Origin of the sequence: Aquabacterium sp. (genome assembly GCF_029946005.1) — a bacterium.
GTDB lineage: Bacteria > Pseudomonadota > Gammaproteobacteria > Burkholderiales > Burkholderiaceae_C > Aquabacterium.
The window spans coordinates 239,963-253,748 of the sequence record NZ_JAQSDR010000002.1; the positions used below are offsets into that span (position 1 = coordinate 239,963).

Consider the following 13,786-nt stretch of genomic DNA (forward strand, 5'->3'; position numbering starts at 1 on the left):
TCCCTGTGATATTGGTTATGTGTTCAAGGCTGAGTGATGGTGACCACGCGGTCCACGGCAGTCACATCCACCGCTTTCTGCGTGCCATCCGGCCACTTCACGACAATCGATGCACCCAGTGCATTGCCCAGCCCAAAGTGCAGTGCACTCGTGGCGGCGTGTTGCGCCAGAACCTGCTTGGTTTGCGTTTGCCCAGCCGCAGTGACTTGCACCTGGGCCCCCAAAGCACTCCGGTTCCCGGCCTTGCCTTTGACAATCACGTCAATGGCATGGTGCAAATTACCTTCGTTGATCAAGCGGTAGCCCGTGTTGGCCGAGTTAGGCCAGAACAGATCGGCCTTCCCGTCGTCATCCAGATCGACATACACGGGAGAGTCGTGCGCAGTGACTGCGGTGGGGAAGCCTGCCTCGGCCACCACCTTCACAAAAATGCCGTCCAGTTGCTGCTTGAAGATCGTGTTCTCCAACTGGGTGGCAGAAACGTCTTTGGCAGAGACCACGATGTCAAGTCGGCCATCGTCATCCACATCTGCCACCAGGCCACCACGGTTGACTGCGTCCGCCAGATTGCTGACCGCAGCCAAGGTCGCATCAGGGCGAATCACAAACTTGGGTTGCAAACTGGCATTGAGTCCACCGTGAGTCAGGATGGTGACCAGGCTGCCTGCATAGGCTTCGGTGGCGCCAGTGCCTTGCGTGGCCGTCTCGAACATCACCAGATCCAGTTTTCCATCACCATCCACATCCGCCGGCACGATGCGGTTGATTCGCTTGCTGGCCAAGGTGGGCAAACTGGTCTCGTTGGCTACCGCCGAGAATGTGCTGTTACCGTTGTTGCGGTAAAACTTGATGCCTGTGGCCGCATCCAATGACACCAGGTCAATGGTTTGGAATGCATCCGCATCAACGTTGAACCCAACGGGCGTCTTGGCCGCACCAAGGCCAGAGCTTGCGCTCTTGTCTTCATACGCCAGCAGGGTGTTGTTGTAGACGTAGAGCTTGGCCGCTGCGTTGCCGTTGCTGACCACGAAATCCGGAACGCCGTCCTTGTTCGCGTCCAGGACGACCACATCACCGTCTGGAGCGGTGTCGAGCTTCAAGGCCACGGTCACATCCGTGAACAGCAGGACACCACCCGCAGGCGTGTCATTGCGCAGCAAAACCACCGGCCTGAATGGCAAGGTCGATTTGTTGGCGGCGTCAGTACTGGTGGTGACGACCTTGTTGAGGTTCAGAACCAGGTCCTTCTTGCCATCGTTGTTGAAGTCGACTACTTGAAGGTTCTTCAAATCACCCGTGAACTTGACATTGGCGACCAGTTGATTCACGTAGGCCAAGCTGCCGCCAAAGTTCTGGAAAGCCGTGATCTGCCCCCAGTCAGGGCCAGCGTATGAGGTGCAAGGCGAGCAATTGAGTCGATTGAACGCTTCATTGGCACCGCTGAAATAGGCCACGATGTCTTGTCGACCATCGTTATTGAAGTCATCGACCACGGCCTGCCACCCGGCCTTCAACTTGTTCAATCCTGCGTCGGAGGCGAAAAGCGCAGGCAGGTCGTATGGATCTGCATCCACCCGGAACAATGTGGGCTCAATTTCCAAACGAAGCTGAACAACTTTCTCAACCCCTGCTGCGGTTTTATAGGAGAAGCGTTGAGAAAAACCGCCAACTTCCGTTGGCGAGCCACTCAGTTTGAGCACCAACGGAGAACCTGAGGCAACCAAGCTTACGCCCGGCGGCAAGGCACCTGAGGTGATGGTGCAGCAAGTGGCGGCATCAGCGACAGGAAGCTTGAACGACACCGGCTTGCCACGCAAACCTGAATAGGTGTACGAGACGGCATTCTGATTCGCCGGGGTGTTGACGCCTGTGTTGGCAGAGGCCAATTGCTTGCCATCTGCCTTGGTGGCGTCAGTGCCCACGTACGCCTCGACCGAGTCAGGCGTTCCGTCCCCATCCGTGTCCACAACGGCCGTGGACCCGCTTCCCACCAGTTGCAGTGCCAATGCCGTCGAGAGCGCATCGCCCCAATCCCCGCTCGAGCTTTGGCTTCGCTTGAGGTAGTCCAACACAGCTTGGACAGGCGCATCCGATCGGGCACCACTGGCCACGAGCGCGGAGCCGGCCAGAGCGGTGTCAAGCGGCGTGTACAAGCCGTCCACGCCAGTGAAGGCGCCTTGCCCGGTGCCAGAGGCCCCTTGCTTGGCCTTCAGATAAACCACCGCCTCGGCGCGCGCCGTTGGCGACAGACTCAGCGATTGCAACGCCAAGACCGTGAGCGCCGTGGGCAAAACAGGTTCTCCTTTGGCTTCGCCTGGAGACCCCCCTAAAGCATCCAATCGGTGTAGCCAGTAGCGCTGCCCAGTGGCAGGTGCATAGCTAGACGTTTCAAAAGTGGTGCCCAAAGCCGCGGAGTCGGTGACCGTGAGGCCTGCCGACTTCAACGCCATCATCGCCAGCGGCGTGTCTGGAACACTGGCCCGATACCCTGGGTAAGCACCCCAGCCTTTGTCAGCGGCATTGCGTCGATCCTGGAGGGTTTTGGCCAGGCGCAGGGCTGTGACATCTGCCCCGGCTTTCTTGAGCGCCATCACTTGCCGGGCCAGGGCGTCGGTACTTCCAGCCTCGGCATTCTGCAACCAGGAAACTGCGGCGGCAAACTGGGGCAGCTTGGTGTGCGAGGAAGCGATCAGCGCCTCCACAACAGCAGAAGTGGCCTGGACATCCAAGCCTTCACCTGCGGACCAACGCCCATCTGGCTGTTGCCCCTTGATGAGCCAAGCCACTGCCTTGTCTCTGGCCACGTCCAACTCTGCTTGGCTGGCTGCAAAAGCCCACGCCGGAGCCATGGATACCAACAGCAATATAGTGAGCTTCCGCATGACATTCCCTGATTTAAATTTATGCCTTCAATCTATGGGGCCAACAAGTCATCTATGCGACAGGACATGAATCCAAACAGATTGCCAGGGCATCTCGACTTGGTGTTGTCATCCCGACATGCTCGAATGGCACCATCAAATCAAACTTTGGGAGTAGCTGATGAAAGTGAAATATTTGGGATGGTCGGTTTTACTGGCGACCGCCCTGCAAGCTCAGGCGGCAACAAAAGAGGCACGCCAAGACGTATTGCGGTCTTGCGCTCAACAGTCGAGAGATCAATCGTTCAGCGGAGACGCCCATGCCGAGTTCATGCGCGGTTGTTTGAAGACACCTGCTGACGCGAAACCACCTGTCTTTGCAAGCAGCGGCCCCCAAAAACTGGCACCCGGGCATGTCATTCAGCCCGTGATGGTGCAACCGTCCAAAACCGACAAGCAACCCAAGTAAATCGCTGACGGGTGTCATAGTGGTGGCCAATGACCACCACGCACCTGCTCTACCTGCACGGCTTTCGCTCCTCGCCTCGCTCTGCCAAAGCGCAGCAGATGGCCGCCATCGTTGCCGCCTTGAACGCGCAAGGCCAGTCCGTCACCTGGGCCTGCCCTCAGTTACCCCCATCCCCGGCGCAGGCCTGGGCTGACATCCAGGCACAGGTGGCCCACTGGCCTCATGGCACCATGGCCGTCATGGGCTCCTCGCTCGGCGGCTTTTATGCCACGGTGCTGGCAGAAAAACTCGGCTGCCCTGCGGTGCTCATCAACCCCGCCGTGGCCCCGGCGCGCGACCTGGCCCGCTACATCGGCGAGCTGAGCAACTTCCACGACCCGGACGCCAAATTCTTCTTCCGGCCCGAATTCATCGACGAATTCAAGGCGATCGCGCCCTACCCCATCACCCGCCCCGAGCGCTACCTGCCTATCATCGCCAAGGGCGACGAAGTGCTGGATTGGCGCGAAATGACCGCGCACTACCCCCGCACGCCACTGACGCTGCTGGAAGGCGGTGACCACGCCCTGACTGATTTCGCGCCCCATTTGCCCGCCGTTTTGCGGTTTCTGGGCCTGGGCCAGCAGCCGTAGGACAATACGCGCTGCCCCTTCTTTCTTCCTAGCGACACCTTCTGAATGTTTGCCCTCTTTGACGACGCCGGTAAATTCCAGGCTGGCCGTGTGATGTCCGAAGCCGACAGCTCGATGCAGATCGAGCTTGATTCGGGCAAGCGCGTGAAGGCGAAAACCGCCAACGTGCTGATCAAGTTCGCCAAGCCGAACCCGGCCGAGGTGCTGGCCCAGGGCGCCGCCCAGGCGGGCGAGATCGACCTGGACCTGGTCTGGGAAGTCGCCCCGGAAGAAGAATTCAGCTTCGAAGACCTGGCCAAGGAATACTTCAGCGACAAGGCCGACGCCATCCAGCAGGCGGCCATGCTGTTCCGCCTGTACGACGCGCCGCACTACTTTCACCGCCGTGGCAAGGGCCGCTTCCGCAAGGCGCCCGAAGACATCCTCAAGCAGGCCCTGGTCGCCATCGAGCGCAAGAAGCAGGTCGCCGCACAGATCGAATCCTGGACCGACGACCTCGTCAAAGGCAGCTGCCCCGCGCCCATCCGCGAGCAGCTCTACAAGATCCTCTTCAAGCCCGACAAGAACGGCGCCGAGTACAAGGCTGTGGTCGAGGCCTCCAAGCGCTCGCAACGCGCGCCTTTGGATTTGCTGAAAGACGCCGGTGCCATCGACAGCCCCTACCAGTTCCACTGGCGGCGCTTTTTGTTCGAGAACTTCCCCAAAGGCACGGGCTTCCCGGTCCTGGACGCACCGCCCATCAAGGACGAACTGCCCCTGGCCGCCGTGCAGGCTTTCTCGATCGACGATTCCAGCACCACCGAGATCGACGACGCCCTGTCGGTGCAAGGCCTGGGCACGGGCACCGTGGTCTACGGCATCCACATCGCCGCCCCGGGCCTGGCCATCGCGCCCGGCACGCCGGTCGATGTGGTCGCGCGCAACCGCATGTCGACCGTCTACATGCCCGGCCACAAGCTGACCATGCTGCCCGACGAGGTCGTGCAGCGCTACACCTTGCAAGAGGGCCGCAACTGCCCTGCGGTGTCGCTGTACGTTACCTATGACGAAGCCACACTCGAAGTCAAAGGCAGCGAGACGCGCCTTGAGACCGTGCCGATTGCCGCCAACCTGCGCCACGACCAGCTTGATGGCGTGGTGACTGAAGCCACGCTCAATGGAGAGCTTGAGGCCACGTATGCCTTCGCGCCCGAGCTGACCTTCGCCTTCCGCCTGGCCAAGCACCTCAAGGCCCAGCGCGAAGTGGTGCGCGGCAAGCCCGAGAACTTCAACCGCCCCGACTACACCTTCAAGCTGGTGAACCCTGCTGGCGATGAGAACACCAACGAGGACCGCGTGGAGCCCCTGGGCACCGAGCAGGTGATCATCGGCACGCGCCAACGTGGCTCACCCCTCGACCTGATCGTGGCCGAGGCCATGATCCTGGCCAACAGCACCTGGGGCGGCTGGCTCAACGATTTCGGCCTGCCCGGCATCTACCGCAGCCAGGCCAGCCTGCAGCCCGGCATCAAGGTGCGCATGGGCACGCGGGCCTTGCCACACGCCGGCATGGGCGTGGCGCAGTACACCTGGGCCACCTCGCCACTGCGCCGCTATGTGGACCTGGTCAACCAGTGGCAGATCATCGCCGTGGCCAAGCATGGCCGCACCGCAGCCCTCGTCGCGCCCTTCAAGCCGAAGGATGCCGACCTGTTCTCGATCATCTCGAACTTCGACACGGCCTACAGCACCTACAACGGCTTCCAGTCCAGCCTGGAGCGCTACTGGACGCTGCGCCACCTGGGCCAGCAGAACATCACCGAGCTGGATTGCGCCGTGATGATCAACGGCCTGGTGCGCGCTGACAGCCTGCCGCTGGTCTTCAAGGCCATTGGCGCCGACAGCCTCCCGCGCAATGCCCGGGTGCGCGTGCGCGTCACCGGCGTGGACGAGCTGACCCTGGATGTGCACGCTAGCGTCATTGGCCGCATCGATGAAGCCGCCCCGGCGGATCAGGGTGATGCCGAGGGTGATGATGCCGACGAAGCGTTGGACAATGCAGGACCCTTGACGCTGGCCATCGACGTGACCGACGCCGATGCCCCGGCCCCCGCCAGCCCCGAGGCCTGAAGCAACCCGAAGAGCATCCATGCTGGAACGCCTGCGCGCGGCCTTGAGCCGCCTCACACTGCTGCACAAAACGCTGATCGTCTCCGTGGCGGTCCATGCGGTGCTGATCACCGTGCGCTTCGTCGACCCCGAAGGCTTCAACCGCGTCTTCAAGGACACGCCGCTGGAGGTGATCCTGGTCAATGCCGGCAGCGAGCAGCGGCCTGACAAGGCGCAGGCACTGGCGCAGCACAACCTGGTCGGCGGCGGCGAAGGCGAAGGCCGGGCCACTTCGCCCCTGCCACCCGCTTTTCAAACCGAAGTGGGCGAGGCGCTGGACGAATCACAGCGCATGGTCGAGATGATGCAGGTCGAGCAGCAGCAACTGCTCACGCAGATCCAGAACGAGCTCTCAAGCCTGCCACCGCCCCAGCCCCGCCAGAAGCTGGAAAGCACCCAGAACCGCGCCGATGAAGAGCGCCGCCGCCAGCTCACCGAGTTGCTGGCCGAGATCGACAAGCGCATCCGCGCCGAGAACTCGCGGCCCAAAAAGCGCTACCTCAGCCCGGCCACGCTGAGGTCGACCGACGCGATGTACTACAGCCACTTCCGCACCATCATCGAGCGGGCCGGCACCGAGCACTTCCCCACCGGCAACAACGGCAAGAAGCTGTATGGCGAGCTGGTGATGGAGGTGTGGATCGACCGCAAAGGCCAGGTGATCGAGGCGATTGTGACCCAAAGCTCGGGCAACAAGCAGCTCGACAAGCGCGCGCAATCCATTGTCAAGAAGGCCGGGCCCTTTGGCGCCGTGCCGCCGGAAGTGAGCCAGGGCCGCGACCTGTTGCTGGTCTCATCTCGGTTCCGCTTCACACGCGATGCCGCCCTGGAAGCCTCGACCCAGGCCGTGATGCCCAACGGAGTCAGCGCCCCATGACTGACCGCTATGCCGTCGCGGGCAACCCGGTGGAACACAGCCGCTCGCCCGCCATCCACCAGCAGTTTGCCCAACAAACCGGGCAGGCCGTGGACTATGGGCGCTTGCTGTGCCCGCTGGATGGTTTCAAAGCCGCCTTGCAAGCCTTTGTCGACAGCGGCGCGCGGGGCTGCAACATCACGGTGCCCTTCAAGTTTGAAGCCTTCGAGATGGCCACGCGGCGCACACCGCGCGCCGAGCTGGCCCAGGCCGCCAACACCCTGCGTTTTGACCCGCCCGCAGAAGGCGGCGGCTGGCTGGCCGACAACACCGACGGCGTGGGCCTGGTGCGCGACATCACTGTCAACGCGGGCGTGGCCCTGAGCGGCCAGCGTGTGCTGCTGCTGGGTGCAGGCGGCGCCAGCGCGGGTGCCCTAGGGCCGTTGATCGAAGCACGCCCCTTTGAGATCGTGCTGGCCAACCGCAGCTTCGACAAGGCCCAGTCCCTGGTCAACCGGCATGCTGACTGGGCTGCCGAACACGGCGTGCGCCTGACCGCACGAGCGCTGGACAACGCTGGCCAAGCCTACGACGTCTTCATCAACGGCACGGCGGCCAGCCTTTCAGGCGGTGGCGTGCCCGTGGGTCCGGGCGTGCTGCGCCCCGGCACCCTGGCCCTGGACATGATGTATGGCCCGGCAGCGCAGCCTTTTTTGCAGTGGGCACGAGACCACCATGCCGTGGCCCGCGATGGCTTGGGCATGTTGGTTGAACAAGCGGCCGAAAGCTTCGCCTTGTGGCGGGGCATCCGGCCTGACACGGCGCCGGTCCTGGCCGCCTTGCGGGCCCAGGTCCCCTTGTGATGCGCAACTTCTGGCGAATCGTGGTCCTGATCGCACTGGGCAGCATTGCCCTGCAGTTGTACTTTGCGGCACGCATCGCGCTGATGACCGTGGTCGATCCTCAGTCCACCACCTTCCAGCGCAGCGAGGTGTTCAGGCTGGCCCGCGACAAGCACGAGGTGCTGTGGAGCCAGGAGTGGCGGCCCTATGCCGACATCTCCGACAACCTCAAGCGCGCCGTGATCGCGTCTGAAGACGCCAACTTCGCAGACCACAGCGGCGTCGAATGGGACGCCCTGGAAAACGCCTGGAAGCGCAACAACCGGGCGCAGGCCAAGGTGGACAAGGCCCGCGCGCAAGCCCAGTCCCGCTATGAACGGGCCGTGGCACGCGCGCAGTCACGCGGACGCAAGCCGCCGGAACCGCCAGCGCACGCCCTCAGTGCCACGCCCAAGGTCATTGGCGGCTCGACCATCACGCAGCAACTGGCCAAGAACCTGCTCCTGAGTGGCGAGCGCAACTTCCTGCGAAAGGGCCAGGAGTTCGCGATCACCTTCATGCTGGAAGGCATGCTGAGCAAGGAACGCATCCTGGGCATCTACCTCAACAACGTGGAATGGGGCGAGGGCATCTTTGGCGCGCAAGCGGCCGCGCGCCACTACTTTCGGGTCGATGCCAACCAGTTGAGTGCCACGCCTGCGGGCCGCCTGGCGGTGATGCTGCCCGCCCCCAAGCGCTTTGAAAAGAACCCCCATTCCGCGTATGTGGCGGGCCGGGGCGCCTCCATCGCCGCGCGATTGCAGGGCGTCGAGCTGCCCTGAGCAAATCCCCCTGCCCGCCCTCAGCGCCTGCGCAGCGAAGGCCACCACCGGCGCATCAACCAGGCGTCCAGGGCCAACCGACCAGGGCCAAACAACACCAGGGCGAAGCTCAGCACCGCCCACAGCACGTGGTCCTTCAAGCCCGCCGCGCTGATGTCCGGGTAGCTGTAGGCCGCCACCGCGTTGAGGAAGAACACACCCAAAGCAGCAGGACGACTGAACAAGCCCACGGCCAGCAGCACCGGGAAAATCAGCTCACCGCCCGTGCCCATCCAGGCGGCCAACTCGGGGGGCAAGACGGGCACGTGGTATTCCTCGGCGAACAGGAACAAGGTCGAGTCCCAGTCCTGCAACTTGGTCAAGCCGGATTTGAAGAACACGTCCAGCAAGTACAGGCGCGCGGCCAGCAAAGCCAGGGACTGCGCCCAAGGCTCGGCACGCTGGGCAAGGCGCACGGCAGGTTCAATCCAGCGTTCGATGAGTGAGATCATGGCAAGGCTCCTGAAAGATGTCATTCATCCATGAGTCGCGCAGCATGGCCATTTCTTACACGCGTCCGGGAGGCGGCTCGTCGTCGTCATCGTGACGTGCCGCAAAGGACTGCATCGCCCGGCGCAAGAAGCCAAGCTGCTGGCGAAAGTTGCGGCAGCCCACACACATCCAGGTGTGGACCTCCAGCGAAGTGCGTTCGCCATGGGTCAAAGGGCGGTCCTGTGACTCGGACATCAGGCGGGTGGCTCGATCGCAATTCATCGACGTCCCTTCTTCTTCGACGTTGGGCCCGATGCGAACCAACGCTGACCCAGGCACTCCTGCAAGCGCAGTCGCGCCCGGTGCAGCATCACGAACAGATTGGCCGAGGTGATGCCCACGGTCACACAAATCTCGTCCGTCTCAAAGCCCATGAACTCTCGCATCATGAATACACGCGATTGCTGAGCGGGCACGCCGTCCAGACACGCCTCGAACACCAACCAGAACTGCTGTTGCTCCAGGCAGGCCTGCGGGTCCGCCCAGGCGGTCGGGCGGCTGTCCGACAACCAATGACCGCGCCGGTCAAACAAATCATTGGTCGCGTCTTCCTCGTTTTCCTTACACAGGCTGCTGGCATCCACCATGCGCTGCTTGTGGCGCAGCACATCGGCCACCTTGTTCTTCAGGATGGCGAACACCCAAGTCTTGAGCGCGGCGCGCCCGGCGAAGCGCTGAGCGCCCACCAAGGCCCCGGCCAAAGCCTCTTGCACGGCATCTTCGGCCAGGTGCACATCGCCCAGGTGCAACTGGGCGAACTTCACCATTTGATGGCGCAGCGCGCTCAGGTAACCCGAGTCGAGCAGGTCGTTTTGCGGAACAGCAGCGGTGCTCATGGGTGGCGCAGGCCTTGGTGACCCGAAGGGGTGAGTGGCATCACCCCAGACTTTACAAGCAGATCGGGTGTCCAGCCAGCCGCCCAAGACATGGCATGCTCACGCCATGGACCCACTCAGCCTGATCCTGGACGACATGCGTTTCAATGGTGTCGTGTTCGCCTACACCGAGATGACCGCCCCCTGGTCACTGCAACTGCACACGCCGGGCCTGGCGGCGTTTCACACGGTGGGCGCTGGACAATGCTGGCTGATCCGCGATGGTGAGGAACCCCTGCTGATGCAAACCGGCGACCTGCTGGTGCTGCCCGCAGGCAGCGCGCACAAGGTGCAGGACCAACCCCACACCATGGCGCAGACAGAGGATCTCTTGCCCTACCTGAGCACCTCGGATTTGGACGCGCTCAAGCTCGGCGGGGGCGGCCCCGTGTGCCGCCTCATCAGTGGCCATGCGCGCTTTGACATCGACATGGCCGCCCCCCTGACCGCCGCCCTGCCCCCTCTGATGCACCTGCACGGGCTGGGCGAGGCGCCACCACTTTGGCTGGGCATTGGGCTTCAGTTCCTGGCCCAGGAAGTATCCGCGCGCAGGCCTGCTCAGCAAGCCATCATCAACCGCCTCGGCGACATCCTCTTCATGGAATGCCTGAGGGATTACGTGGAATCGATTCCGGAAGATTCGGGCAACTGGCTGGCCGCCCTGAAAGACCGGGCCCTGTCGGTGGCCCTGGCCCAGATGCACCAGAACCCGCGCCACAACTGGACCGTGCCCGAATTGGCGCAGCACGCTTGCTTGTCTCGATCAGCGTTTGCCGACCGCTTCAGCCAAGCCCTGGGCGAACCGCCGTTGACCTACCTGACGCGCCACCGCATGCGGCTGGCCGCACGGCAGTTGGGCAACCAGAGCGGCTTGTCGGTCAGCCGCGTGGCCGACCAAGTGGGTTACGCCTCGGAAACCGCGTTCAGCCAGGCCTTCAAGCGCCAGTACGGCGTGTCACCCTCGGTGTGGCGACAGCAGCGCACTCGGCAGCAAAGCGCTCAGGCCGAAACTTCAGCGGCAGAGTGAGCCGGGGCCACCCAACAAGGCGGCAACCTTGCGCTTGGGCTTGTTGATGAAGCGCGACACACTGCTGCCAGCGCTGGTCGTGGGACCAGCGTTCTTGTCTTCCCAGACAGGATCGGCGTCGGGTGCAGGCTCGTAGGGTTTGTTGAAGAATGGATCGGCGGGCTCGGCGCGGCGGTAGGCCGGGCGCACAGGGCGTGTCGGGCGGCCTGCCTCCCGCGGGGCTTCGCTGCGCTCGGCATCGGGCGAAAACGACGCTGCGGGGCGTGCTTCAGAACGTTCTTCGTAGCGCGATTCGCGCTGAGGGCGGCGCTCGCCTTCCAGCTCGAAAGGCTCGACTTCAATCTTCTTCTTGATCAGCTTTTCGATGTCGGCCATCAGGCGGGCATCGGACGATGTGACCAGCGACACCGCCAGACCGGAAGCGCCTGCGCGGCCCGTGCGGCCAATGCGGTGCACGTAGTCTTCAGCGCCAAAGGGGATGTCGAAGTTGAACACCGCGGGCAGGGCCGCGATGTCCAGACCGCGCGCGGCCACATCGGTGGCGACCAGCAAATCGACTTCACCGGCCTTGAACGCGGCCAGGGCCTTCAGGCGCTCGTCTTGCGACTTGTCGCCGTGCAGGGCCGAGGTGCGCAGACCATCGCGCTCGAACGAACGGGCCAGGCGCGAGGCCCCCAGCTTGGAATTCACGAAGACAATGCTTTGCGTGATGCCACGTTCGCGCAAGATCTGGCGGATCACGGCGCGCTTGTCGTCGTCGGTGGTGCGGTAAAAGCGCTGCTCGACGTTGGTGGCAGTCTCGTTCGGGCGGGCCGTTTCGACCAGGATCGGGTCTTGCAAGTAGCTTTGCGCCAGCTTCTTGATCTCGGGCGAGAACGTGGCCGAGAACAACAGCGTCTGGCGCTGCTTGGGCAGATAGCTCAGGATGCGCTGCAGGTCGGGCAGGAAGCCGATGTCCAGCATGCGGTCGGCTTCGTCCAGCACCACGTACTCGACCTGGCCGAGGTTGCAGTTCTTGGCTTCGATGTGGTCCAGCAGGCGGCCTGGCGTGGCGATCAACACTTCGACGCCAGCCTTGAGCTCGAGCGTTTGCTCTTTCATGTTCATGCCACCGAACACCACGGCCACGCGCAGATTGGTCTGCTTGGCGTAGTTGGTGACGTTGGCGGCCACCTGCACGGCCAATTCGCGCGTGGGGGCCAGCACGATGGCGCGCACCGGGTGGCGGGCGGGCGACATGCTGGGGTTCTCGTGCTTGAGCATCTTCTGCAACAGCGGGATCGAAAACGCGGCGGTCTTGCCGGTGCCGGTCTGGGCGGCGCCCATCACGTCACGGCCTTCCAGCACCAGGGGGATCGCCTTGGCCTGGATGGGCGTCATGGACAGGTAACCCTGCGTCACGATGGCGCGCAGCAGTTTCGGGTCCAGGGGCAGCGTGTCGAACCGCAGGGGTTCTTCGGGTGCCACATCAGCGGGCAATGCGCTGGTAAGGGAAGCGGCCTCTGCGGGAACTGTCTCTGGGACGGTCGAGGGCGTGGGCGGCAACTCTGCCGCAGTAGGTGTGTTGTGATTCATCAAGTCGAACATTATCCCCTCTGCGTACCCCCAGCGCAAGCCAGTGCCTAGAAGGTGTAGCCCACGGTGCGCTGGATGCCCATGGTGCTGGCCTCGGCCTCCTCCAACAGCTTGGCCAGTGGGCCCAATCCTTGATAGCGAGTGCACACTTTGTGCGCATGCGTCCAGACCCGGGGAATGTCGGCCAAATACCCCTGTTTGCCGTCGCGCAGGGCCAAACGGGCAAAGATGCCCAGCACTTTGAGGTGGCGCTGCAGGCCCATCCAGTCCAGATCACGCCAGAAATCGCCAAAGTCAGCGGGCACGGCCAGGCCCTGTTTGCGGGCTCGCTCCCAGTAACGCACGGCGTGGTCCAGCTGGGTTTCTTCGTCCCAGAACACATAGGCGTCGCGCAGCAGGGACACCAGGTCATAGGTCAAAGGGCCGACCACGGCGTCCTGGAAATCGATGACACCAGGGCGGGCCTGGGTGTCATCGACGTTCACCATCAGGTTGCGGCTGTGAAAATCACGGTGGACCAGCACGGTGGCCTGCGACAGCACCTGCGACTTGATCAGGCCGAACGTTGTGGCCAGCATGGCCTGTTGGACGTCGTCGAGTTGCTGGCCACGCAGCTTCGTCAGGTACCAATCGGGGAACAGGTCCAGCTCACGCTGCAGCAGGGCATCGTCGTAGGGCGGGATGTTGGCGGGCGGGGCCACGGCCTGCAGCCGCAGCAGTTCGTCCAAGGCCGCCACATAGCGGGCGCGGCTGTCGGGGGTCTCCAGGTTGCCCACCTCCACGCCCGCATTCAGCGTGGACAACAAGGTGTGCTCGCCCAGGTCGGTCAACAGCATGAAGCCTTGGGCCTCGTCCCAGGCCAGCACCTCGGGCACATTCACACCACCGGCGTGCAGCAGGCGCGCGATCGACACGAAGGGGCGGCAATCCTCCTTGGCAGGCGGCGCGTCCATGACGATGAAAGACGCCGAGGCGCCCTGCGCATCAACCCGGAAGTAGCGGCGGAAACTGGCATCGGCGCTGGCCAAGCGCAAGGTCTCGGGCAGCAGGCCGTGGGCGGGCGCCAGCCCGTTCAACCATTGGTGAAACGCCGCCTGGCGATCGGCTTCAAGCCAGACAATGGAATCAAAAGAAGGCATGGGTGTGAGC

Annotated in this window: 13 protein-coding genes; 7 read left to right on the forward strand and 6 right to left on the reverse strand. The window is 63.3% G+C overall.

The window, feature by feature from the left end:
- Positions 1 to 23: 23 nt before the first annotated feature.
- The gene (locus tag PSV38_RS01400; RefSeq protein ID WP_300543990.1) at positions 24 to 2,804 is read right to left on the reverse strand and encodes an FG-GAP-like repeat-containing protein; all 2,781 of its coding nucleotides are present in this window, start codon (positions 2,802 to 2,804) and stop codon (positions 24 to 26) included.
- A gap of 238 nt (positions 2,805 to 3,042) precedes the next feature.
- Here PSV38_RS01400 and PSV38_RS01405 point away from each other — a divergent pair, with 238 nt between their 5' ends.
- Genes PSV38_RS01405 through PSV38_RS01430 form a run of 6 tightly spaced genes read left to right on the forward strand, consistent with a single transcriptional unit; the run spans position 3,043 to position 8,629 of the window.
- Positions 3,043 to 3,330: a PsiF family protein gene (locus tag PSV38_RS01405; protein ID WP_300543992.1), complete on the forward strand. Its 288-nt coding sequence runs from the start codon at positions 3,043 to 3,045 to the stop codon at positions 3,328 to 3,330.
- 29 nt (positions 3,331 to 3,359) lie between these two features.
- Entirely contained in the window at positions 3,360 to 3,962 is a 603-nt protein-coding gene (locus PSV38_RS01410) for a YqiA/YcfP family alpha/beta fold hydrolase (protein ID WP_300543994.1), read from the forward strand.
- Positions 3,963 to 4,007: 45 nt separating this feature from the next.
- Positions 4,008 to 6,071: an RNB domain-containing ribonuclease gene (locus tag PSV38_RS01415; protein ID WP_300543997.1), complete on the forward strand. Its 2,064-nt coding sequence runs from the start codon at positions 4,008 to 4,010 to the stop codon at positions 6,069 to 6,071.
- A 19-nt stretch (positions 6,072 to 6,090) separates the two neighbouring features.
- Positions 6,091 to 6,987 (forward strand): energy transducer TonB, encoded by an 897-nt coding sequence (locus tag PSV38_RS01420; RefSeq protein WP_300544000.1) that lies wholly within the window; start codon positions 6,091 to 6,093, stop codon positions 6,985 to 6,987.
- A complete protein-coding gene (gene aroE / locus PSV38_RS01425) occupies positions 6,984 to 7,829 on the forward strand; it encodes a shikimate dehydrogenase (protein ID WP_300544002.1) in 846 nt (281 codons plus the stop codon). Before PSV38_RS01420 ends, aroE begins: the two co-directional genes overlap by 4 nt.
- Positions 7,829 to 8,629, forward strand: coding sequence for a transglycosylase domain-containing protein (locus PSV38_RS01430; RefSeq protein ID WP_300544004.1), 801 nt, complete (start codon positions 7,829 to 7,831; stop codon positions 8,627 to 8,629). Before aroE ends, PSV38_RS01430 begins: the two co-directional genes overlap by 1 nt.
- Positions 8,630 to 8,649: 20 nt before the next feature.
- Here PSV38_RS01430 and PSV38_RS01435 read toward each other — a convergent pair whose 3' ends face one another.
- The 3 genes from PSV38_RS01435 to PSV38_RS01445 are packed head-to-tail and all read right to left on the reverse strand — an operon-like array spanning position 8,650 to position 9,996.
- Complete coding sequence (locus PSV38_RS01435) at positions 8,650 to 9,120, reverse strand: DoxX family protein (protein WP_300544006.1); 471 nt, start codon at positions 9,118 to 9,120, stop codon at positions 8,650 to 8,652.
- 55 nt (positions 9,121 to 9,175) lie between these two features.
- Positions 9,176 to 9,382 (reverse strand): zf-HC2 domain-containing protein, encoded by a 207-nt coding sequence (locus PSV38_RS01440; RefSeq protein WP_300544008.1) that lies wholly within the window; start codon positions 9,380 to 9,382, stop codon positions 9,176 to 9,178.
- A complete protein-coding gene (locus tag PSV38_RS01445) occupies positions 9,379 to 9,996 on the reverse strand; it encodes a sigma-70 family RNA polymerase sigma factor (RefSeq protein WP_300544010.1) in 618 nt (205 codons plus the stop codon). Before PSV38_RS01445 ends, PSV38_RS01440 begins: the two co-directional genes overlap by 4 nt.
- Positions 9,997 to 10,102: 106 nt before the next feature.
- On the opposite strand from PSV38_RS01445, the gene PSV38_RS01450 reads away from it, so the two are divergent.
- The gene (locus tag PSV38_RS01450) at positions 10,103 to 11,062 is read left to right on the forward strand and encodes an AraC family transcriptional regulator (RefSeq protein WP_300544012.1); all 960 of its coding nucleotides are present in this window, start codon (positions 10,103 to 10,105) and stop codon (positions 11,060 to 11,062) included.
- Here PSV38_RS01450 and PSV38_RS01455 read toward each other — a convergent pair.
- Together PSV38_RS01455 and PSV38_RS01460 are read right to left on the reverse strand one after the other, a co-directional pair.
- Entirely contained in the window at positions 11,048 to 12,637 is a 1,590-nt protein-coding gene (locus tag PSV38_RS01455) for a DEAD/DEAH box helicase (protein ID WP_300544014.1), read from the reverse strand. The genes PSV38_RS01450 and PSV38_RS01455 overlap by 15 nt on opposite strands.
- 47 nt (positions 12,638 to 12,684) lie before the next feature.
- Positions 12,685 to 13,776: a phosphotransferase gene (locus PSV38_RS01460; RefSeq protein ID WP_300544016.1), complete on the reverse strand. Its 1,092-nt coding sequence runs from the start codon at positions 13,774 to 13,776 to the stop codon at positions 12,685 to 12,687.
- Positions 13,777 to 13,786: the final 10 nt, after the last annotated feature.

Coding starts and splice junctions, on each gene's coding strand:
- PSV38_RS01405 (WP_300543992.1), top strand. CDS start 3,043: ATGAAAGTGAAATATTTGGGATGGTCGGTTTTACTGGCGACCGCCCTG.
- PSV38_RS01430 (WP_300544004.1), top strand. CDS start 7,829: ATGCGCAACTTCTGGCGAATCGTGGTCCTGATCGCACTGGGCAGCATT.
- PSV38_RS01445 (WP_300544010.1), bottom strand. CDS start 9,996: ATGAGCACCGCTGCTGTTCCGCAAAACGACCTGCTCGACTCGGGTTAC.
- aroE (WP_300544002.1), top strand. CDS start 6,984: ATGACTGACCGCTATGCCGTCGCGGGCAACCCGGTGGAACACAGCCGC.
- PSV38_RS01460 (WP_300544016.1), bottom strand. CDS start 13,776: ATGCCTTCTTTTGATTCCATTGTCTGGCTTGAAGCCGATCGCCAGGCG.
- PSV38_RS01410 (WP_300543994.1), top strand. CDS start 3,360: ATGACCACCACGCACCTGCTCTACCTGCACGGCTTTCGCTCCTCGCCT.
- PSV38_RS01450 (WP_300544012.1), top strand. CDS start 10,103: ATGGACCCACTCAGCCTGATCCTGGACGACATGCGTTTCAATGGTGTC.
- PSV38_RS01435 (WP_300544006.1), bottom strand. CDS start 9,120: ATGATCTCACTCATCGAACGCTGGATTGAACCTGCCGTGCGCCTTGCC.
- PSV38_RS01415 (WP_300543997.1), top strand. CDS start 4,008: ATGTTTGCCCTCTTTGACGACGCCGGTAAATTCCAGGCTGGCCGTGTG.
- PSV38_RS01455 (WP_300544014.1), bottom strand. CDS start 12,637: ATGAATCACAACACACCTACTGCGGCAGAGTTGCCGCCCACGCCCTCG.
- PSV38_RS01420 (WP_300544000.1), top strand. CDS start 6,091: ATGCTGGAACGCCTGCGCGCGGCCTTGAGCCGCCTCACACTGCTGCAC.
- PSV38_RS01440 (WP_300544008.1), bottom strand. CDS start 9,382: ATGAATTGCGATCGAGCCACCCGCCTGATGTCCGAGTCACAGGACCGC.